Origin of the sequence: Lachnospira eligens, assembly GCF_009680455.1 — a bacterium.
Taxonomy (GTDB): Bacteria; Bacillota; Clostridia; order Lachnospirales; family Lachnospiraceae; genus Lachnospira; species Lachnospira eligens_A.
This window is the reverse complement of record NZ_WKRD01000004.1, coordinates 269,163-287,780: the sequence shown is the minus strand read 5'-3', so window position 1 is coordinate 287,780 and position 18,618 is coordinate 269,163. Positions and strand designations below refer to the sequence as shown.

Below are 18,618 nucleotides of genomic sequence, written 5' to 3'. Positions count from 1 at the left end.
TCCCTAAATTTCGTAGAACATACCAATTTTGTCTTTTATTCTCTGCATTTCATTATCTGCTTCAATGATTGCTCTTGCAGAATGAAGTAATTCTTCACTTATCTCATCATAGCCAGGCATTTCTTCAATTCCTTTTTTATAGCGAAGTTGATGTTCCAATGTTGCCCAGAAATCCATACCATTGGTTCGAATCTGTAATTCTACACGCATAGGTGTTTTACCCTTAGCAAAAAATACTGGTATTTCAACAATCATATGATAGCTTCGATAACCATTCGATTTTGGATTTTTTATATAATCTTTTATTTCAATAACTTTAATATCATCCTGTTGGGTAATCAAATCTGATATCATATAAATATCGTCAATAAACGCACAAACTATTCTAACGCCTGCTACATCATTGAGATATGTCTGTATATTTTCTGTTGTAAATTCATATCCCATCTTCTGCAGTTTATCGTAAATACTATTGGGCTGCTTAATTCTTGTTTTTATAAAAGAAATAGGATTTCGATTGTTCTCAACTGAAAATTCATCATCCAAAACCTCAAGTTTAGTTTGTATCTCCCGAATAGCACAACGATACATCATCATTAAATTATAAAATTTTGTAGCATTATTTAAAAACTGTAGTGATTCCGGACTGTTCATCCTGAGTTTTTTTACTTCATCTTTTGTCATGGAACTTTCCTTTCTACCTCATCCCTGATTTCAAAACATTATTTATTTTGATAGTTGATTCGTTCTCCTTGAATTACTGGATAACAAATCATTTTATCACTATCCAGATTTTCTATATGCATATCTACTGCACTGATCTGATGTTTTTCATAAGTATTGTAATAATACCATCCTTATGGCAGACAGTGGTTACGAAAGTTTTAATACCTTTGCACACCTGATCCGGAAGGGAATGTATTTCGTTATCCGCATGAAGGATATCAACAGTAATGGTATCCTTTCCTCTTATGATTTGCCTGACAGCGAATTTGATACTCATATAAGGACAACACTTACCAGACGCCATACGAAAGAAACACTGGGGAATCCTAACACCTATACCATACTTCAGCCTTCTACCGATTTTGATTTTCTTGATGAAAACTGCATGTATTACGATATTGAATTCCGTATTGTACGTGTTCGCCTTGATAATGGAACCTATATCTGTATTGCCACCAATCTTTCAGAAGAATTTCCTCTGGAAGAAATCAATAAACTTTACCTGATGCGCTGGAGCGAGGAAACAAGCTTCCGTGAACTCAAATACACCATCGGTCTGATCAACTGGCACAGCAGCAAATATGATGGAATCCTTCAGGAAATCAATGCCCATATGATTCTGTATAATTTCTGTGAATTAGTGACTTCTCACGCTATGGTAAAAAAATCTAAAAATGCCAAACGCGTCTATAAAATTAATTTCGCTATCGCAGTAAACATATGCAGGGCGTATCTCAAACACAGTGGTAACGAAACAGAGACCATGCTTCTCATACAAAAGTATCTGACACCTGTCAGGTACAATCGAAAATATCCTATTCCCCTCCGTCCAAAGAGAAATAGGGATTTCATGTATCGGGTTGCATAAATTTCGTTACCATTATACTGCATTATGAGGCAGATATGCAATCTGTCTTTTTGTCATACACAAAAAAATGATTTGAACTCATCATACACCTGCTTTCTACGCATTAGTGCACCAAAAAAATACAGCATTTCTTAACTGAACAGTATTTTCAATGCATGAACGCATATGATATACTGTTTTCATCATAAAAAACCTTATCTAAATACAGTTCATCACTCTCTGCCTTAACTTTCATAAGACAGTAGAGAACCACTGTACTAATAATGATTACGAACCAAATTAACACTTTGCCCATTCGACCACTCCTCTCAAATAAATAGAGGACCAAACCAGCTGATGGAATATTCCATCTCAAGTGCTAATTTAATCCTCACTAAATGTTTTAATATAAAATTGTACCTAATCTAAGCACACAGATTCACTCTCAGACTGATTGCGGACATCTGTGATACTGACTTGGTTTTTCGGTTTTGATATAACAGCGCTGCCTTATCTACCGCTAAATTGGTATAAAAATAAGGACTAAATTAGGCATAACCCCTTGATTTTACTGTGTTTCATCTAACTTGGTCATATTATAACTCAAACACCTGTTTCCCATCTAGAAACCGTTCGGCCTGAAACTTTTATCTTTTCGGCAAGCTGTTCCTGTGTAATATCCTTTTCTTTCCTAAGTTCTTTTAAGAAACGTCCAATCTTTTTCTGATCCATACTGTTTCCTCCTTTCATTGACAGAGTAATATTATTCTACTAAACATAACACGACACAAAGCGAGAAAATGCCGTATTTACGCTATTGGACAAACCTGTCTAGTATTATTTATATTGGCTTTAGCCCTAAAAACTTCGAGTTGTCTCTATCTTTATCTTTTAATTATACACAGGATTTGAATCTTTTTCTACTTATCTATAATCAAAAAATCCTCTCGAAAAATCCTCTTCCTTGTATTATAAAACCACTTTCATAAAGTTTTTCTTCTTTTTCAGAATACCTGCGTATCACCACGAATGTTCCGACTGTCATAATCACTCCAAATACGATTCCTGCCAGAATTCCATTCGTCCCCATTCCATAACTCTCATTCAGATAATAAGATGGCAGGAAAGAAAGGATTGTTCCCACAACCGATGGCGGTATAAATCTTAGAAAATTCTTATAGCAAAGGCACTTTACAATTTCCTTGTCTATCATTCCCAACATTCGCAAACTACAAACGACCCTGCTATTTTCTTCCTTCTCTGCCTGGATACGTGAATGAATTAACAGAAACTCTGCCATTATCATAAGCCCTATCACAAATGCCATCAAAAATAATAAAAATTGTCCTGATTTCTTTGCATCCTGGTATTTCTCCACTTTCGAAGACAATTCATAATATGTCTGCTCATCTTCATTCAACTGATTGCTTTCCTGCAGATATTCTTTTACTTCACATACTCCCGCATAAGAATCTTCCCAATTCTGAAACTGAAACAAGTTTGCGATACCAGCACTACCTGTTATATCTGCACTTAATTTTTCGAAATCAGAATCGTTGATGATCAGTGTTTTATCTGCAAAGGTCGGATTTTGATTAAACAGTATCTTTACATCTGTTCCAACAGACTGCAGCTTTCTGTCCCCGGAAATCGTTACAGTAGATACTGGCTGTATGTTATGTTCATACCCATCTTCCAGATTGTACTGAAACAAATTCAAAAACTCGCCTTCCTGAATCTGATAATCACATCCAAAATCCCGGTTTATTTCTGTCACAGGAAGGTAATTAAAAACATCATCTCTGATATAGGGAATCTGAATGACCTGTTCTACAGTAACACCATTTTTCTCCAATATATGAAGGACATCCTGTACTGAAACCTGATTCATTCCATAGATTTTTGAGTACACCATGTCATAGGGAGAATAACTTTTTGCATCCTGTAGAAAAGCCGGATATAAAGTCACACATACCCCCGTAAGCATAACAGATACCGCTATTATGAGAGATGCTAAAACATACCTACATCCCCATTCTTTCTTGTGTCTGCGGACAAATGACCATTCCACCAGATGAAACCTCATGTAGTTGGGTGCAAGTCTGCATAAGAACGTACCGATCTTTCCTGTTTTTTCTGCCCGATATTGTGCTTTTAGCAGGGTTCCAATTTTATCCAGCATAAGTCTCCCGGCATTCAGGATAAAGGCAACTGCCACCACTACTGTATATAGAACTGCTGTAAGCTTATATGCTTCCGGGCAAAACTGCCATTGCACTCCGTGAACATCTATTGCATAAATGATAACGGAAAAAAATAAAAATGACAGCACAGTTCCTGCCGCAAGTGCTATTGCTAATGCCAGCACGGATATGATCACATTTTCAAAAAGTAAGTTTCTAAACGCTTCCTTCCGGCTCATGCCAAGAGAAAACATCACGCCGTATTCCTGTTTTCTTGATGCCAGAAATGCCTGACACGAAACAGGAAGAAAAAAAAACAGAAACACTGCAGACAGAAAAAATGGAAGATAAATGTTATTGGATATTGATGAATTTACAATCGACGCATTCATAAACGTCCTGTTTGTGGAAATAACTGCAAAACAACAGAATAATGCCGTTGCAGATAAATTGCATAGAAAGTACAATCGATATTTGTAAAAACCAGCTTTCAGCATCTTTCGGGAAATATCAAAAAAGGTCATCTTTTCCACCTCCCAAACCGCACAGCGTTTTCCATATATCTTCTCTGAAATTATCGGCAGTGTTCTCTTTCTTTACTTCTTTTGCCAGATTCCCATCCTGTAGAAAAAGTACCCGGTCACAAAAGGATGCCGTATAAGCATCATGTGTTACAAGCAGAAAGCTGATGCCAGACCGTTGATTCATCTGTTTCATACATCGCATCACATCCCCGGTGGTCTTTCGGTCAAGGCTTCCTGTTGGCTCATCTCCAAAAATAATATCCGGTTCATTGATCAGCGCCCTGCCAATCGCAACTCTCTGTTTCTGACCTCCCGATATTTCCGTAATTCCTTTGTCAGCTAATTTTTCAATGCCGAGCACATACGCTATTCTTGAAAAACGCTCTTGCTGGATGTCTGCTTCTTTTCGTTCAAGAATGAGTGGTAACAATATATTTTCTTTTACTGTCAAACTCTCCAAAAGCTGGAAATCCTGAAAAATCATTCCCATATGCTTTCTGCGAAAAAATGCCTTCTCTTCTTCCGTAAGCTCTGAAAACGTTTCTCCTCCTATTACGATTTCTCCATCGTCCGGTGTGTCAACCCCGGTCAGCACATGGAGCAGAGTAGTCTTTCCACTGCCGGATGGTCCCATAATAGCAACCATTTCTCCTTTCATAACTTGCAGATTCACATTCTGCAAAATCCGCATAGTTTCTCCTGCAGTTTTATAACTTTTTGAAATATGATTTGCATTTAATACATACATCGAAGTTCCTCCTGATAATAAATTTTAAATTTGATTATCAGAAGTATTTAATCATCCATCCGAACCGATAGACTGCAAAGGGTAACTCCCGGTCTGAAAGAAAACTCACCTTGTCCGAGGTCTTTAAAGCCATCATATACCCAGAGCACCATTATTTCTATTCCACCGAAACATATACACTCATAGAAATGCAAACATATACTTTCGCTTATATCGTTTTCACTATTTGACTTTTCCAAGCATTCCATCTGCTGTATGACTATACTTTCCAAATCCCCTTCTGCATAATATCCACTCCAGATTCGGAAATTTAGCGACAAAAGTAAAATCAGCATGATGGAACTTAAAACCATAATAGCAGCAATTCTCTGTTTTTTTACTGAAATCATATGAATCAAACCCTATACTTCTGCTTTATCATCTGGAAGTTATCGCTTAATCTTTCAAATTAGTTAAATCTTCTAAATACATTTCTATATTACCACACTCTGGACAGACCGCAACTTTTACATCATCTATAATTTTTGCCTTTTGTTTTTCATCTACATGAACAACAATCCCATAGCCCCCACCATTTACTTTAAGTCTTAAATCTGACATCATAACTTTTCCGCATTTTGCACATTTTCTCATTGTTTACCACATCCAAATGTATAAATTTGTCGAGTAGACTTACACCTCACAATGTAAGCCCCTCACAGAACCGTACGTGCGGCTTTCCCGCATACGGCTCTTCATAATAATATTTACAGTCTCAAAACAAGCTGCCATAAATCTTTGGCATTGCCAATGGATAATATTTCAGCATTTCAATGAATCCTTCTCTTGTATAACTCTTTCTGTCACTTCGTCTATTCAGCACCTTAAACAGAAGTTCTCTCACTTGTTGTTTGTAGTTTGAAATCATTCTGCCATTAAAACTTATGCCATAGTACCTATAATGACCTATTAGTTTCAGATTTAGCATATCCATTAGTTTCTTTAGCGGTTGGTCTCTATTCACATACAACCATACCTTGATGTCTCGAATTTTCTGTCTGAATTTCTTAGAGCTTGTCTTTGGCATTATATATGGCATGCCTTTGCGTGAACGCCCACAATAGAATGTGAATCCCAGAAAATCAAATGTTTGTAATCTGATACACTCACCGCTCTTTTGCTTTGCCCTTGCAATATAAGCACCGCTTTGTAAGAGACGACTTTTACTATCTTCTAATTGCAAACCGAACTTTTCCATTCGTTCTTTAAGAAGCTTGTAGTAATTCTCTGCTTCCCATTTGTATTGAAATCCTGCAACAAAATCATCTGCATATACAATTAGAAAGTTATCTCCCTTGCATTTTTGGGTAATAATAAACTTATACCATAGTGTCAATACATTGTGCATATATATGTTTGCTAGGATTGGACTTATGATATTGCCTTGTGCTGAACCTTCTTCATTCACCATAAGTTCACCATTATCCAGCACTCCCACTTTAAGATACTTCTTGATAAGACCAATTATGTTGGGGTCTTTAATATAAAGTTTGAGAAACTTGATAATCCATTCATGCTTCATATGGTCGAAGAATCCTTTGATGTCAGCATCCACAATATAGCAGATTTTCGTGTTGTTTAATCTCTTATACAGTTCTTTTATTGCGTTATGACATCCTCGATTTGGTCTGAATCCGTACATGCAGTTCAGAAATCTCGGTTCATAGATAGCTTCCAATATCTTCTTTAATGCTAATTGGACTATTTTGTCCTCATAGCACGCAATTCCTAATGGTCGAAGTTTTCCATTGCTTTTAGGGATATATACCCTAATTGATGGCTGTGGTTTGTATGATTTTCTTTTCAGTCTTTCTACCAAGTCATCTATGTTTTGCTCCAGATTTCTCTCGTACTCTTTCTTAGTAATCTCATCAATACCGACTGCTTTATTTCCGTCTAATTCTTTGTGACATTGCAAAAGCATTTCTTTATTGATTAGATGATACAACGATGTGAACTCTGGTCTCGGCGAATTTGCCGATATTTCTGCTATTCTTTCTAATTTCGTTTCCATCAATACCCCCGTCCCTGAGTACGGTTGATGTGTCCTCAGAAAGACCATTATTATGTAGCTCCCTTCCCTCCATTGGCATTACCCAACTTCTTCAGTACTATGAAGCTATCCGACTGCCTACTATTCTTTTGGCATTCTCCTGTTTTGCAGTTGTTTGCCATACTTGCAATGGCAAGAAACAATAGGCTCTCCCCAGTTGACTGAATAGTCACAATGTAAAACATAAAGTGCTCTTTGACCCCGCAGAAGCAAACCATTTCTTACCATGACGATTTGGTTTGTGTTGCTTTCCGCTGGAATTAAAACGTCAGCCTTCTAGATGTCAAAATTTCGAGGCTCAATCACACTCTCTATTTTCTCGCTGTCTACGCTTAGCAACTACCATTACTGGCAGTCACCCAAGACTCGCTACTGGCGGTTGGTTAGACCTTACCAGACAGGCATTCCACCTGCTAGACTACTCGCCCTTGTCTGGGCGCACAATTCCGATTTGTTAAACTATCTATACAATACCGTATCTCTTTGGCTAATACAATAATTGCATCCCTGATATATACTTGTGCCTGGTCCACTTCGTCCAGTACATTACCTGAAAAATCACAGTTGATCAGTGCTTCCCTTGTAATAACATTGTTGATTGCTTTTCTTGCGGTGGGATCACTGGTCATTCCTCCTTTTGTGGTAAAAAAATAGCACCTTAACCATTTGGCTACCTTATTACGAGCAGTCTCAACTAACTTTCTTGCTGAATCACTGATTTGTATATCATCTTCCTGAACCAAAGCATGGGAACCATTTTCTTTTTTCTCAATATTTCTACTTGTCATATTGGGATTGTTAATATACATATTACTCTAAATCTTCATAGTATCCTCCTAATCTACTGGATCATAATTGTAATTTGCCTGTACCCCACTTACCCTTCCAATGTGAATGGTACTATCACTCATATGTTATCTCCTAAATAATTTTATATATGTCTCATCATTGTCATTTTCCGTTTCTGTTCCAGTCAATTATAACTTTTCCAGTCTTTCCAGAAACGCAACATAGAATTCTCTTTCTTTCATACAAGCCCTCTGAACTTCTATGCTTTTCGGAACATATTCCAGTGGATGGTCTAAATTATACAGAGCCTGTTTCGTTGCCTGAATTGCAGAATCTGTTGTGTTTCCCAAAATGCCGATGTTATCCACATCGTCCTCACCATTCATCTGCTTATTCAGCCTTTGTACCATCATCTGTGATATATGGCTCAACATTCCGTTTTTCTTTATTCCCAGACCATTCGCATTTACTTCCTTCGCTGCTTCCATCCATGCATCTTTTACATCCTGCGGAGCATTCGAACCAATCATATCAAATGCTTTTTCGTTAAAATCCGTATCTTCCATATATGGATTTATACTCTTATTTTCCTGTTTAGCACGTTCTGTACTAAATTGAGGAATATCTTTCTGTCTGCGCCTGTTTTCATACGGCACACCATTCATGGAATAGTTAGAACTAATCTGCATATATCAATCCCCCCTTTTTTATTTGAATTGCATTATTATCATTAGGCTTTCGCTTCAAAAACTGGTCTTTTTTCCAGATAATCCGGTAGTTCTTTTAATTCAAAATTCATACCATTCTTTACGGCGTTATATTCCTTCCAGTAAATGGAATAGAATTCATCTTTTCTTGTAAGTTCTGCCTGAGTCATTTCATACCCCCAGCCGGCACCGGTATTTGACAATACATTAACACCTTGACTCTGAATTTGAACACCATAACCGCCTGATGTTAAAATAGTGGAATTTAATGTTCCGCCTCCAACAGCTTGAAGTTTTAATAAAAAATTTTATTCAACCACTTCTTAAAGCGGTTCATACTTTCTGTCATCCATTGGTCACACTCTGGCTTCAAACATACTTTGGCTAACACCTTTCATCCACATATTCTGTGCTGCTCCATATCCTTTTTCCTGCCCTATATCATACAATCCACTGCTGTCAAAGCCTATTTTCAATACCAAATCATTTTCTTTCTTCCAGCCATTCTTATTTTAATCGCACGCTCTTTACGCTTTCATATCAAAATTGCCTTGTGACATTATATTTTCATTCATACCACCAGTTCTTTGTTCACTGTTTAATGCTTTTCTTGCATCACAAAAAGCCTCATAATATGTCGATTTTAACGCCGAATGTACCTGTGACTCTGCTTTTGTTTCCTTTTCTTGCCAGCCTACTCCCTCTGTATATGTCAGAACTTCTTCACCACATTCGTTATATACATGAACTGCTGATCCTGTTCCCTCTCCCTGAAACTCTGCCTCATATGGTATCCCGAACAAAATACAGAGCCATTTTTTATCAGCTTTTTCAACTTCTTTCATTGCGGACATATTGCCGGAATTCATTGATTGATTAAATTTTCCAATTAAGGCTGCCCTGTTCGGTGCCACTTTGCTTACTTCCATCTTACGCAAATTCATAAACGCATTTCCCATATATACGTTGTCCTGTGCATCTTTTTTTGCCAGTTCAACAATTTTCTCTTTTAAGGAATCCGTTAATTTCCATTTGTTTTTTTCAGAAGATTTAGAAACTTTTTTAACCGAAGTGCCCCATAATTTTGCTGTGCTATAATTATTTGATACCTCCATTTTATAGTAACTCCTTTCTTCATTATTCGGTGTTCTTCCAACTATGCTACCTGTTGGATTTCTCTCAGCATCAATATGATATGTAACTTTATTTGCAAACCACCATACTGATATCATCTTTTGAATTTTGACACTCAGCAATAACCATTGCATATTTCCATCATAATCCTAAAGTGCATACATATGTTGTAATTTACTCAACATATTACTTACTCTGCCTTCAACAGCTTCTGACTGATTTCTTAATTCATACCTGCTTCCATAGTAATCATTTAAACGGTCTTTCATTTCATTACAAAATAATTTTTGATCTGTTTTACCATTTAAAAACTGATTGCAGATACCACTTATTTCATTCTTCTCATTGGTATAAAAAGCTTTCTCATCTGAGATTATTTCCGACTTGTACTTATAAGATTCTGTTGGCTATAACGCGGATATTTACTATATAAATTTTTCTGTCGGTCATAGATGGAACCAATCTGATTATTTAAAATGTTCATAGCCCACTTTCATCCCTTGCTTTTTTATCGGATAAAATCACTTGTTTTCCCAGTTCCATGTCATCAAACGACCATATTACGCACACAAAGGCCATATTTTCACAAGATGGCCACTGCCTTAGTAGAAGCTCTGTATCTCAAACTCTTTGAAATACAATGCTTCCCTGCATTTTCTATATCGTCATATTGATATTATTACTTGACTATCCAGCACCTCTTTGGAGTGACTGTCTCTATCAAAAAAGAAGCCAGCAGTTTATTTACTCACTACTGACTTCCTATACTACTCATTTTATTTACTTCGCTGCATCTCAGACAAGTTTTCATTTTAAACATAACCTCTGTTTTCCCGCCAGCCTTTTACATACCACCTAATTCCAACATATACCAGTTGCATGAATAATAAGAGAAATAGCATATTGATCGGCAAACTTGAAGTTGTTTGTACAATGTTCAAGATATAACTGTTATTATGTCTTGATTAGAGTACAAACTCATATAAGAGGAACTCCCTCGGTACTCCAATATCAACATATGTGATTTCAACTTTATCCACATACTTAAATCCAAACGACATATACATTTTCTGTGGAATATCATTTCCCTCTATGCAATCAAGACGAATTGATTTAAAGTTTCTTTCCCTTGCTGTGTCTATTGCGTGTTGAACTAACTGCTTCGAGTATCCACGACCTCCATATTCCGGAAGGACACGCAAGGCATGAAGAACTACTGTCTCGTTATCATTTGCATCAATAAGCCATTTAACTGTGTGATACGCCTCATCACGATCATGATTCATAATATACGCCGCAACAATTCGACCATCTTCAATACCGATAAACTGATTTCTCTCTTTGATTGCATCTTTGATCATTTCATCTGGAGGGAAACCACCTTTATCTCCCTCCGGCAGAAAATCTTTTCCGCTCAAAACTTTACACATACCGTCATAAAACTGTCGCAATTCTATAAAATTTTTCTCTTCTGCATATCTGATAATCATAGAAATCTATCCCTCCAGGAAGTTTGGTAATTTTTACAGACAGAGTACTCTTGCAATCTGTCTATTTTTCTCATTTAATATTCATGTATAATATATGTATCTCCTTTTTCATGCAACTCCATATACGTTTTAGGTGATTTACTACCATAATTACTCTATCATTAATTGATTTCATTGTCTATATACAGACAACTAACATGCACAAAAACGGTACCAAGATGCATAATTATGAAAACTACTTATCAAATTCTTCCGCGTCCTGCTCATCCACAAGATAGCCTTCCGGTGTTGCATACTCTCCAGTAATCTCATCAAGATAACCAAGCATGCAACTAATAATCCCTGATATCCATAGCGCAGGATGTATTTTTCGAGTCTTTCGTGTAATAATAGAAATCACGATACCAATAAACGAGCATAATGGTCCACAAAATATGACATCAATATAGGTATACGGTGCATGATTTGCGCTGTAAAAGTAAAGCACAAATGAAAATAATGAGAGTATACCAAACACAAGTACTGCTGCTTTCATGATGGTGTCTTTACTTGAAGTCCCTTTTGTTCATCTTCTTCCCACTCCAAGATCAATGTTGTCCACCCCACCTGACATACTCACATATTATACCACAAGCAAAACTTTTATCTCAATAATGAAATCATTCCCCTGTATTCTTGCACTTATATCTCCATTCATACGCTCCACAAGCTCTTTTGCAATAGATAAACCCAGTCCGGTTGAGGCTCTGCCTCTTGCCACATCTGCTTTATAAAAACGCTCGAACACATGGCTTAAGTCAATATTTTCAGGATGTTCCGTATAATTGCTGATTTTAAGCAAGGCGTAATTATCCTCACGGGTAAGCTTGATACTTATATTCTTTTCCCCATGATCAAGACCATTTTTTATGACATTCTGTATAACTCTCCTTAAGCCCTGCTTATTACCTGATATATACAGCATTTCCTCAGTAATACTAATATCTGGGCAGATGCCCTGTTTCTTCCATTCATCATAATAAGAAAATACAGCTTCTTTTAATATTCTGTTCATACAACAATCCGTAAGCTCCAGCTTATACGAATCATTTTTCAGCTTAGTGAATGTAAAAAGCTCCTCCAGCATTTCATTAAGGCTATTAAGCCTTTCTCTGATTATATCAAGATATCTCCTCTGGTCATCTATATTGTCACATTCCTCTATAAGCTGGAAATACCCATCCAGTGATGTAAGCGGTGTCCTTATATCGTGTGAAAGATTAGTATATGTATCTGCAATCAGCTCTTCTTTTTTTCTGTACTCATTTCTTTCTTTTTTACGCAGGTCAAGAAGCTCATTCAATTTATCTGAAAGCTCACCTATTCCCCCCATATCTATTTCACGTTGAATCAGCTTGTTACTGTCGTGTTCTATAAGAAACGACAACTGGCGGCAGATGTCCTTAATCTGCCGCTGGTATTTCCACATAATAAATGCCTGTATAATAATTATTACTGCTAATATTCCAATAATAATCCTCATCCTCTAAATATCCCTTTTCTGAAAAATATAACTGCTTAATGACAGCATTATAATAATAAATATAACTGCCACACACATTGAACTAACAACATCATCCCTGCCTGCATTCATAGGAAGCATTGCCATCCTTCCAGTTACTGTATACTTATAGATGCTGAAGTTATGAAGTCCCTTTCTGTTAACTACATAATCTATAAAGGCATACATAATACTCATTATATTCATGGTAAGACATACCGACAAGGTCATGCTTATGACATTATTCTTAATTATAACTGCTATTGCCATACATATTAACACAAATGCATAATGAAGCGTAAGTTCCGTTAAGAAATAAGGTATAATCTCCTTCCAGTTACCCCACACCACACATTTAAACGCAAGCATATTCGCTGCTGCCTGGAATACAAATATCCCTGCAAAGGTAATTGCTGTAAATAAGGCAAGCGCAACTGCCCTTGAAACAATAAGCATACCCCTTTGTGACACCTGTCCACCAATATTCTTAATATAACCGCTCTTAATATCTGCTGTTGCAAACATAACCGCAAATATTACAAGAAAAAGTGCATAAAATTTCCCCTGTGCATTAGAAAAGAAAACATCCATTACCGTAACCTTCTTCCCTGGCTCCGTAGGTAATTCCACACTCATACCAATATTGACATTATCTGCATTCTGCTGCGAAAGCTGTTCCTTATTGCTTTCCACTGCCTGCTGTTGCTCCCATTCCTTATTAGCTGCATCATAATCTATTTTTGAAAGGAATGAGGTAAGCAGTGCTGATGCCAGCAATATAATCCATATTACATACATACTCTTTGTACGAAACATTCTGTATACATCCATCTTTATCATATTAAGCACGATTGTCACCCCCTGTAAGCCTTAAGAAATAATTCTCAAGTTCTTCACTTGTAATAGATATTCCCTTAACTGGAATTCCCGCCTTTGCAAGCTCCATGTTCAGGCTGGCACTTTCTCCCAGTCTTTCAAATATATGAATATGTTCTTTATCTATAACCTGATAGCTGCTAAAGCCCATATCATCAAGCACAGCAATAGCCTGCTTAGGATTATCAAGTGTAAGCTCTATGCGCTCACTGCATTTTTTCATAAGCTCTTCTCTTGTAAGCTCCTGCACAAGGCATCCATTATGAATAATGCCATAATCTGTAGCAAGCTTTGATAATTCCTCCAGAATATGACTTGAAATACATATTGTCATGCCACGCTCCTTTGCAAGCTTCTGGATAGTTTCACGCACCTCCACTATTCCCTGTGGATCAAGTCCATTAATCGGCTCATCAAGAATAAGCAGGTCAGGCTCGCCTACAAGTGCAAGAGCAATCCCTAAGCGCTGCTTCATTCCAAGCGAATAATGCTTTGTTTTCTTTTCTCCAACAGTATCAAGACCCACTGTTTTTAACAGCTCTTCTATATATCCTTTTTTCTTAATCCCCGTAAGCTTACATTTAATGTTCAGATTGTCATATGCCGACATATTTCCATAAAGTCCGGGAGCTTCTATAAGACACCCTACTCTTGAACGTACCTTTTGTAAGTCCTTTCCCTTATACCCAAACATTTCTATTTCGCCATAAGACGGTGTTGACAGTCCGCTAATCATCTTAAGACAGGTTGTTTTACCGGCTCCGTTTCTTCCAATAAAGCCATATATCGCACCCTTTTTAATGTGCATATTTACATCATCAACCGCCCTGTGTCTGCCATACTGCTTAGTCAGATTCCTTGTCTGCAATAATAATTCACTCAAAGCTTTTTCCTCCTTTTCTTAACTGCTCTTATCATAAAAAATAAATGCTAATCAATCGCAAATAAATAGTAAAAAAAGAGTAAATTATTCATGCAGGCGATATCCAATCCCCCATATTGTTTCTATATATTCATCAGGTGTCACGGTCTTTATTTTCTTTCTGATATTGCTTATATGCACATCCAGTGTCTTTGTTTCACCCATATATGGCTCATCCCACGCATATTCAAATATATCCTCCTTGCTAAACACCTGCTTCGGATTTTTAAGCAGCAATTCCAGTATTGCAAATTCCTGTTTTGTAATCTTAGGAAGCACCCTGCCACCGATACTTACCTCAAAGGTAGAGCGTATAAGCACCATATCCCTGAACTCAAGCCTTCCGCTGCCTTGTCCTTCCTGTATACCAGCCTTTGTTTTTACTTCCGTTTCTGATTCTATTTCTGCCTCTGCTTCACTTTGTGTTTTTGCCTCTATATGACGAAGCTGCACCTGAATACGGGCCAATACCTCTCTAATCTCAAAGGGCTTTGTTATATAATCATCTGCTCCGTCTGTCAGCACTCCGATTTTATCATCTATACTATCCTTTGCCGTCAGCACAATCACCGGAAGCCTTCCCTGTTTTCTTATCTCTTTTAAAACCTCTTCACCACTTGCACCAGGCAGCATTAAGTCAAGCAGTACAAGCGTATAAGCCTTTTCTTTTATATCCAGAAGCAGCTTTGCCTCTGTTCCTGAAAATGCCTGTTCGCATGTATAACCTGCCTTCCTAAGTACCTCACAAAGAAGGTTATTAATATTTATATCATCCTCTACAATTAGTATATTAGGCATAATTTTTACTCCTGTCCGATATTGTTTTATCACTGATTCCCTGTTTAATCTATATCATAATACTAACATAAATCATATTGTTTCATAGTTTCTACATTTCGATATTCATGCTTCTCATAATATCCTATCAGCTTACCTTCATCTCTGAGTGCTACCATGTAAACATCTTTATTCTGTTTCGCATTTATTTTTCACATTATAACATCTATCAAATTGATCCGCACTAAAAAAGGACGCAGAATCTCTCCCACGTCCCCAAGACTATCTGGCTTTATCTCCTCTCACCTTCGATACTTCCTTATGTGCCGCTTCCTGCTTCCACTCACTCAGCTTCTGCCATCTCCGGCTCTGTCTGTCTCTGCTCCTTCTCCATATACTTTTCCTTATCAAGCTGCACATTAATAGCCAGATTATCCAGTTTATCAATCGAAGCATCCAAATGAAGCTCCATTGATACTCCACGCTTAAGGTGCACGCTCTTTCTCTCCATATATATGCCACATTTACTCTGCTACTACAAATGTGATAGTTATTAGACTTTGTTGTATTTTGCCAACTTATCTCTCGCAACCTAGCCTTATATGTGATTTCTGTCCTTCTGACCAGAGATTTGCTTACAGCTTCCTTCAGATTCCACCTCACAATGGACACCCTTGCTGTTCAGCTATGCATTTCCCACTAATAAAGTATGGATTATACATCTAAAACTCGCTCTTTACAATCACTTGTAAAGGATATGAATAAGGGGACAATTAATCTTTCTCATAAATTACAGCGACCAGAGGGACAATGGAATCGTAAGCAAAAATCAGATTTGATTGATTCACTACTTCGCCATTATCCAATTAATCCAACATATGCAATTGTAGAAGAAGACGGCACTCTATCGGTTATTGACGGTGTTCAGCGTTTATCTACTATAAGAGATTATATTGAGAATATATTTGCTTTATCAAAGGATATAAATGGTATTATTATTAACGGTGAAGAAAAGAATGACGATACTCCCTATGATATTTATTATTGCAATCTTTACAGAAACTTCTTATATACCCATTATTAATTCCAAATTTATCTAATGGAAGTTCTCTCCCACATCCCTTATTCTTTGGCTCCGACTGATGAATGGTACTCTTGCGATAGGACTTCTTTTTATCATCAGATACCTTTGCACCGATAGTCTTAGGACCTCTCTCTACTGTATAGATGTTGCTGCCTTTAATCTTGGCTCCCTTTGGTTCGTGGGCATGAATCTTGGCTTTCTCCTTGGTGTGAATGACCATCGGTTTGTCATCAACCTTTCTAATTTTCAATTTTCTCACCTCCTACTTTGAAAAATAAAATAAGCCGCTAGGGAGCAAAAATTACTCCTTAACGGCTATGTAAAATCATTCAATATTCAATTATTAAAAGCAACATGAAACTGAAAGTTGTCGTCTCGCTTGCAAAGATAAAATTTCAATTTTCAGTGCCTACACTAAATCTTTTAGTTCTTTCGCAATTGTTCTATAAATAGCTTTCACATCAATTTTCAACTCCGTGCTAGTGCTATATTCTTTTCTCTTCATTGAAGCAAATGGTTCATCAACATCCTGTGGCATATAAGATTTAATTGCTGTAATTTGCACGTTATCATCATCAATGGAATCAATTTCCTTTTTATACCAATAATATTCATGCCATGGATGATCTGCATCTAATTCACTTTTAAATCCTAGATTTAGCAGATTACTATCTTCTTTTTCGTCCCCGGTAATAAAAACGGAAAAAGTGCCCTCCGATTGTTTTCTAATTTCGCATCTATACCCACAATACTTTTCCATTACAAATACATAATAAACGTCTTCTATTTCTTCAGGCATAACTTTCTTATAATACAAATCATCATTCAAATCGTAATTCATATTTTTTATTATAGGTATCTCATGCTTAAATTCTCTCCCAATAGTAAACCCTTCTTCGAGAAAGGCCGAGCATATTATCAGATACCCTTTTTCCCTATGATAACCGACATACTGATATTGTTTACCCTCAAACTTTACTACATATCGTCCATTTCCAAGCATATTCTCAGAAAGTTCCATTTTGCGTCGTTCCTTATATTTCACTAGCAACAATCTGTTTCCTACATTCATATTAATCACCAAACCTTTGACTCGAGAAATAGGAATTTTTATCATCCCTACAAACTGAAAGTTTCATTTATTTATACTTACTGATTTAATAGTATAAATCTCAATTAAAATAATCTGTATTATATACCTCTAATAAATTTTCAACGGCAGTAACTCCGTTCGGAATTTCCCTTTTACTGCGATTTATCCATATTGCATTTATTCCAACTGCCGAAGCTCCTTTAATATCACTACTCAACGAATCACCAATATGTACCACTTGTTCAGCAGACAAGCCTGTACTATTTAGTGCAAACTGAAAAAGTTCTTTTCTTGGTTTGTATGATTTAGCATCTTCACTTGTAAATATTCCATTAGGCTTTAATCCATGATATTCTATCGCTTTTAAAACATCATCTCTATCTATGTTAGATACAACATAAATTGGTACTGGACACATTTCAAAAAACTGTTTGGATTCCTCAAAAATAGGTGGCTTTATCCAATGTGCAAACATCAAATCACTTAATTCTTTTGCATTAGCCGTTGAATTGAAATACTCTATTGTTTTCTTCAATGACTCATATTCTAATTTTCGCTGTGTTTCAAAACTATCCTCATAGGCTGAATTAAATGCTTTTTGAAATTCATTCCACCAGTATGTACCTATCTCTGATTTATCAGTCACTTTCCCTGTACTATATATTTCTTGTGATACCTGTTTAATTACTTCTCCATCCTCATGTACAACAGTACCATAAAAATCTATAAACACCGCTTTTATCATTTAAATACCTCTGACTCTTCACCAACTTCAAATTTTCTTTTCCCTAATAATTACAAATATTCCTTGGAAATTGCTTCCACACCATACATTTATATAAATGCATCCAGGTCCGCTGCATCCCCAATCAACAAATTCTCGTCAAAGTGTACGATATGCATATCTTAAAATCCAGCCACATGTTCTCCGGTACAAATGATACATTTTAGAACTGCTTCCTTATTTATTTTTCATATCGAATCTTATATGCTTTTTTCTTTAAAATAGGGAATATCTAATTTATTATCATCAAGGTCGGATATTCATCCGACCTCTTGATTATACTATAGATTCTATAAAAATTC

24 protein-coding genes and 3 pseudogenes are annotated in these 18,618 nt (G+C 36.5%); 2 read left to right on the top strand and 25 right to left on the bottom strand.

The window, feature by feature from the left end; genetic code table 11:
* Positions 1 to 3 precede the first annotated feature (3 nt).
* Together GKE48_RS07045 and GKE48_RS15095 are read right to left on the bottom strand one after the other, a co-directional pair.
* Positions 4 to 684, bottom strand: a complete 681-nt coding sequence (locus tag GKE48_RS07045; protein WP_012740929.1) for a GTP pyrophosphokinase — start codon at positions 682 to 684, stop codon at positions 4 to 6.
* A 38-nt stretch (positions 685 to 722) separates the two neighbouring features.
* Positions 723 to 857, bottom strand: a pseudogene (locus tag GKE48_RS15095) (linear amide C-N hydrolase); the annotation flags it as partial.
* Positions 858 to 859: 2 nt separating this feature from the next.
* On the opposite strand from GKE48_RS15095, the gene GKE48_RS07035 reads away from it, so the two are divergent.
* Positions 860 to 1,594, top strand: a complete 735-nt coding sequence (locus tag GKE48_RS07035) for a transposase (protein WP_154300738.1) — start codon at positions 860 to 862, stop codon at positions 1,592 to 1,594.
* A gap of 148 nt (positions 1,595 to 1,742) precedes the next feature.
* Here GKE48_RS07035 and GKE48_RS14550 read toward each other — a convergent pair whose 3' ends face one another.
* From GKE48_RS14550 to GKE48_RS06935, 20 genes and pseudogenes are all read right to left on the bottom strand, one after another.
* A complete protein-coding gene (locus GKE48_RS14550) occupies positions 1,743 to 1,889 on the bottom strand; it encodes a hypothetical protein (protein ID WP_012740931.1) in 147 nt (48 codons plus the stop codon).
* Between the two features lie 287 nt (positions 1,890 to 2,176).
* Entirely contained in the window at positions 2,177 to 2,305 is a 129-nt protein-coding gene (locus GKE48_RS07030; protein WP_041689005.1) for a helix-turn-helix transcriptional regulator, read from the bottom strand.
* Between the two features lie 202 nt (positions 2,306 to 2,507).
* Entirely contained in the window at positions 2,508 to 4,148 is a 1,641-nt protein-coding gene (locus tag GKE48_RS07025) for an FtsX-like permease family protein (protein ID WP_242854958.1), read from the bottom strand.
* Between the two features lie 118 nt (positions 4,149 to 4,266).
* Entirely contained in the window at positions 4,267 to 5,028 is a 762-nt protein-coding gene (locus tag GKE48_RS07020; RefSeq protein ID WP_012740934.1) for an ABC transporter ATP-binding protein, read from the bottom strand.
* 47 nt (positions 5,029 to 5,075) lie between these two features.
* Positions 5,076 to 5,417 (bottom strand): hypothetical protein, encoded by a 342-nt coding sequence (locus tag GKE48_RS07015; RefSeq protein ID WP_012740935.1) that lies wholly within the window; start codon positions 5,415 to 5,417, stop codon positions 5,076 to 5,078.
* Positions 5,418 to 5,463: 46 nt separating this feature from the next.
* On the bottom strand, positions 5,464 to 5,661 hold the full coding sequence (locus GKE48_RS07010; protein ID WP_041689007.1) for a nucleic acid-binding protein: 198 nt from the start codon (positions 5,659 to 5,661) through the stop codon (positions 5,464 to 5,466).
* 121 nt (positions 5,662 to 5,782) lie between these two features.
* Positions 5,783 to 7,081, bottom strand: coding sequence for a group II intron reverse transcriptase/maturase (gene ltrA / locus GKE48_RS07005; RefSeq protein WP_154300737.1), 1,299 nt, complete (start codon positions 7,079 to 7,081; stop codon positions 5,783 to 5,785).
* A gap of 452 nt (positions 7,082 to 7,533) precedes the next feature.
* The gene (locus GKE48_RS14795) at positions 7,534 to 7,929 is read right to left on the bottom strand and encodes a hypothetical protein (protein ID WP_243138462.1); all 396 of its coding nucleotides are present in this window, start codon (positions 7,927 to 7,929) and stop codon (positions 7,534 to 7,536) included.
* A 168-nt stretch (positions 7,930 to 8,097) separates the two neighbouring features.
* Positions 8,098 to 8,598 (bottom strand): hypothetical protein, encoded by a 501-nt coding sequence (locus GKE48_RS06995; protein WP_154300736.1) that lies wholly within the window; start codon positions 8,596 to 8,598, stop codon positions 8,098 to 8,100.
* Between the two features lie 41 nt (positions 8,599 to 8,639).
* Positions 8,640 to 8,786: a hypothetical protein gene (locus tag GKE48_RS14545; RefSeq protein ID WP_173016902.1), complete on the bottom strand. Its 147-nt coding sequence runs from the start codon at positions 8,784 to 8,786 to the stop codon at positions 8,640 to 8,642.
* 186 nt (positions 8,787 to 8,972) lie between these two features.
* Complete coding sequence (locus GKE48_RS06990; RefSeq protein WP_242827283.1) at positions 8,973 to 9,098, bottom strand: DUF4885 domain-containing protein; 126 nt, start codon at positions 9,096 to 9,098, stop codon at positions 8,973 to 8,975.
* Between the two features lie 45 nt (positions 9,099 to 9,143).
* Positions 9,144 to 9,731, bottom strand: coding sequence for a hypothetical protein (locus tag GKE48_RS06985; protein WP_173016903.1), 588 nt, complete (start codon positions 9,729 to 9,731; stop codon positions 9,144 to 9,146).
* Between the two features lie 831 nt (positions 9,732 to 10,562).
* Positions 10,563 to 10,664 carry a DUF6040 family protein gene (locus tag GKE48_RS14790; RefSeq protein ID WP_279238051.1) on the bottom strand — a complete coding sequence of 34 codons (102 nt, stop codon included), beginning with the start codon at positions 10,662 to 10,664 and terminating at the stop codon, positions 10,563 to 10,565.
* Between the two features lie 51 nt (positions 10,665 to 10,715).
* Positions 10,716 to 11,240 carry a GNAT family N-acetyltransferase gene (locus tag GKE48_RS06975; RefSeq protein WP_154300734.1) on the bottom strand — a complete coding sequence of 175 codons (525 nt, stop codon included), beginning with the start codon at positions 11,238 to 11,240 and terminating at the stop codon, positions 10,716 to 10,718.
* Between the two features lie 531 nt (positions 11,241 to 11,771).
* Positions 11,772 to 11,846, bottom strand: a complete 75-nt coding sequence (locus tag GKE48_RS06965) for a hypothetical protein (RefSeq protein WP_444305381.1) — start codon at positions 11,844 to 11,846, stop codon at positions 11,772 to 11,774.
* A 16-nt stretch (positions 11,847 to 11,862) separates the two neighbouring features.
* The gene (locus GKE48_RS06960) at positions 11,863 to 12,762 is read right to left on the bottom strand and encodes a sensor histidine kinase (RefSeq protein WP_154300733.1); all 900 of its coding nucleotides are present in this window, start codon (positions 12,760 to 12,762) and stop codon (positions 11,863 to 11,865) included.
* A gap of 3 nt (positions 12,763 to 12,765) precedes the next feature.
* Entirely contained in the window at positions 12,766 to 13,620 is an 855-nt protein-coding gene (locus GKE48_RS06955) for an ABC transporter permease (RefSeq protein WP_154300760.1), read from the bottom strand.
* Between the two features lies 1 nt (position 13,621).
* Complete coding sequence (locus GKE48_RS06950) at positions 13,622 to 14,539, bottom strand: ABC transporter ATP-binding protein (protein ID WP_154300732.1); 918 nt, start codon at positions 14,537 to 14,539, stop codon at positions 13,622 to 13,624.
* Between the two features lie 84 nt (positions 14,540 to 14,623).
* Positions 14,624 to 15,376 (bottom strand): response regulator transcription factor, encoded by a 753-nt coding sequence (locus GKE48_RS06945; RefSeq protein WP_154300731.1) that lies wholly within the window; start codon positions 15,374 to 15,376, stop codon positions 14,624 to 14,626.
* A gap of 261 nt (positions 15,377 to 15,637) precedes the next feature.
* Positions 15,638 to 15,833, bottom strand: a pseudogene (locus tag GKE48_RS06935) (DUF6674 family protein); the annotation flags it as partial.
* Positions 15,834 to 16,064: 231 nt separating this feature from the next.
* On the opposite strand from GKE48_RS06935, the gene GKE48_RS15175 reads away from it, so the two are divergent.
* Complete coding sequence (locus tag GKE48_RS15175) at positions 16,065 to 16,439, top strand: DUF262 domain-containing protein (protein ID WP_082413950.1); 375 nt, start codon at positions 16,065 to 16,067, stop codon at positions 16,437 to 16,439.
* Between the two features lie 25 nt (positions 16,440 to 16,464).
* Here GKE48_RS15175 and GKE48_RS15090 read toward each other — a convergent pair.
* The 3 genes and pseudogenes from GKE48_RS15090 to GKE48_RS06915 form a co-directional block, all read right to left on the bottom strand.
* A pseudogene (locus GKE48_RS15090) lies at positions 16,465 to 16,659 on the bottom strand (hydrolase); the annotation flags it as partial.
* Between the two features lie 189 nt (positions 16,660 to 16,848).
* Positions 16,849 to 17,460 carry a hypothetical protein gene (locus GKE48_RS06920; protein ID WP_154300730.1) on the bottom strand — a complete coding sequence of 204 codons (612 nt, stop codon included), beginning with the start codon at positions 17,458 to 17,460 and terminating at the stop codon, positions 16,849 to 16,851.
* 151 nt (positions 17,461 to 17,611) lie between these two features.
* Positions 17,612 to 18,277: an HAD family hydrolase gene (locus tag GKE48_RS06915; RefSeq protein ID WP_055213914.1), complete on the bottom strand. Its 666-nt coding sequence runs from the start codon at positions 18,275 to 18,277 to the stop codon at positions 17,612 to 17,614.
* Positions 18,278 to 18,618 lie beyond the last annotated feature (341 nt).

Excerpts from the sequence above, each read along its gene's own strand:
- GKE48_RS07045 (WP_012740929.1), bottom strand. The coding sequence starts at position 684 with ATGACAAAAGATGAAGTAAAAAAACTCAGGATGAACAGTCCGGAATCA.
- GKE48_RS07035 (WP_154300738.1), top strand. The coding sequence starts at position 860 with ATGGCAGACAGTGGTTACGAAAGTTTTAATACCTTTGCACACCTGATC.
- GKE48_RS14550 (WP_012740931.1), bottom strand. The coding sequence starts at position 1,889 with ATGGGCAAAGTGTTAATTTGGTTCGTAATCATTATTAGTACAGTGGTT.
- GKE48_RS07030 (WP_041689005.1), bottom strand. The coding sequence starts at position 2,305 with ATGGATCAGAAAAAGATTGGACGTTTCTTAAAAGAACTTAGGAAAGAA.
- GKE48_RS07025 (WP_242854958.1), bottom strand. The coding sequence starts at position 4,148 with ATGAATGCGTCGATTGTAAATTCATCAATATCCAATAACATTTATCTT.
- GKE48_RS07020 (WP_012740934.1), bottom strand. The coding sequence starts at position 5,028 with ATGTATGTATTAAATGCAAATCATATTTCAAAAAGTTATAAAACTGCA.
- GKE48_RS07015 (WP_012740935.1), bottom strand. The coding sequence starts at position 5,417 with ATGATTTCAGTAAAAAAACAGAGAATTGCTGCTATTATGGTTTTAAGT.
- GKE48_RS07010 (WP_041689007.1), bottom strand. The coding sequence starts at position 5,661 with ATGAGAAAATGTGCAAAATGCGGAAAAGTTATGATGTCAGATTTAAGA.
- ltrA (WP_154300737.1), bottom strand. The coding sequence starts at position 7,081 with ATGGAAACGAAATTAGAAAGAATAGCAGAAATATCGGCAAATTCGCCG.
- GKE48_RS14795 (WP_243138462.1), bottom strand. The coding sequence starts at position 7,929 with ATGTATATTAACAATCCCAATATGACAAGTAGAAATATTGAGAAAAAA.
- GKE48_RS06995 (WP_154300736.1), bottom strand. The coding sequence starts at position 8,598 with ATGCAGATTAGTTCTAACTATTCCATGAATGGTGTGCCGTATGAAAAC.
- GKE48_RS14545 (WP_173016902.1), bottom strand. The coding sequence starts at position 8,786 with ATGACTCAGGCAGAACTTACAAGAAAAGATGAATTCTATTCCATTTAC.
- GKE48_RS06985 (WP_173016903.1), bottom strand. The coding sequence starts at position 9,731 with ATGGAGGTATCAAATAATTATAGCACAGCAAAATTATGGGGCACTTCG.
- GKE48_RS06975 (WP_154300734.1), bottom strand. The coding sequence starts at position 11,240 with ATGATTATCAGATATGCAGAAGAGAAAAATTTTATAGAATTGCGACAG.
- GKE48_RS06960 (WP_154300733.1), bottom strand. The coding sequence starts at position 12,762 with ATGAGGATTATTATTGGAATATTAGCAGTAATAATTATTATACAGGCA.
- GKE48_RS06955 (WP_154300760.1), bottom strand. The coding sequence starts at position 13,620 with ATGATAAAGATGGATGTATACAGAATGTTTCGTACAAAGAGTATGTAT.
- GKE48_RS06945 (WP_154300731.1), bottom strand. The coding sequence starts at position 15,376 with ATGCCTAATATACTAATTGTAGAGGATGATATAAATATTAATAACCTT.
- GKE48_RS15175 (WP_082413950.1), top strand. The coding sequence starts at position 16,065 with ATGGATTATACATCTAAAACTCGCTCTTTACAATCACTTGTAAAGGAT.
- GKE48_RS06920 (WP_154300730.1), bottom strand. The coding sequence starts at position 17,460 with ATGGAACTTTCTGAGAATATGCTTGGAAATGGACGATATGTAGTAAAG.
- GKE48_RS06915 (WP_055213914.1), bottom strand. The coding sequence starts at position 18,277 with ATGATAAAAGCGGTGTTTATAGATTTTTATGGTACTGTTGTACATGAG.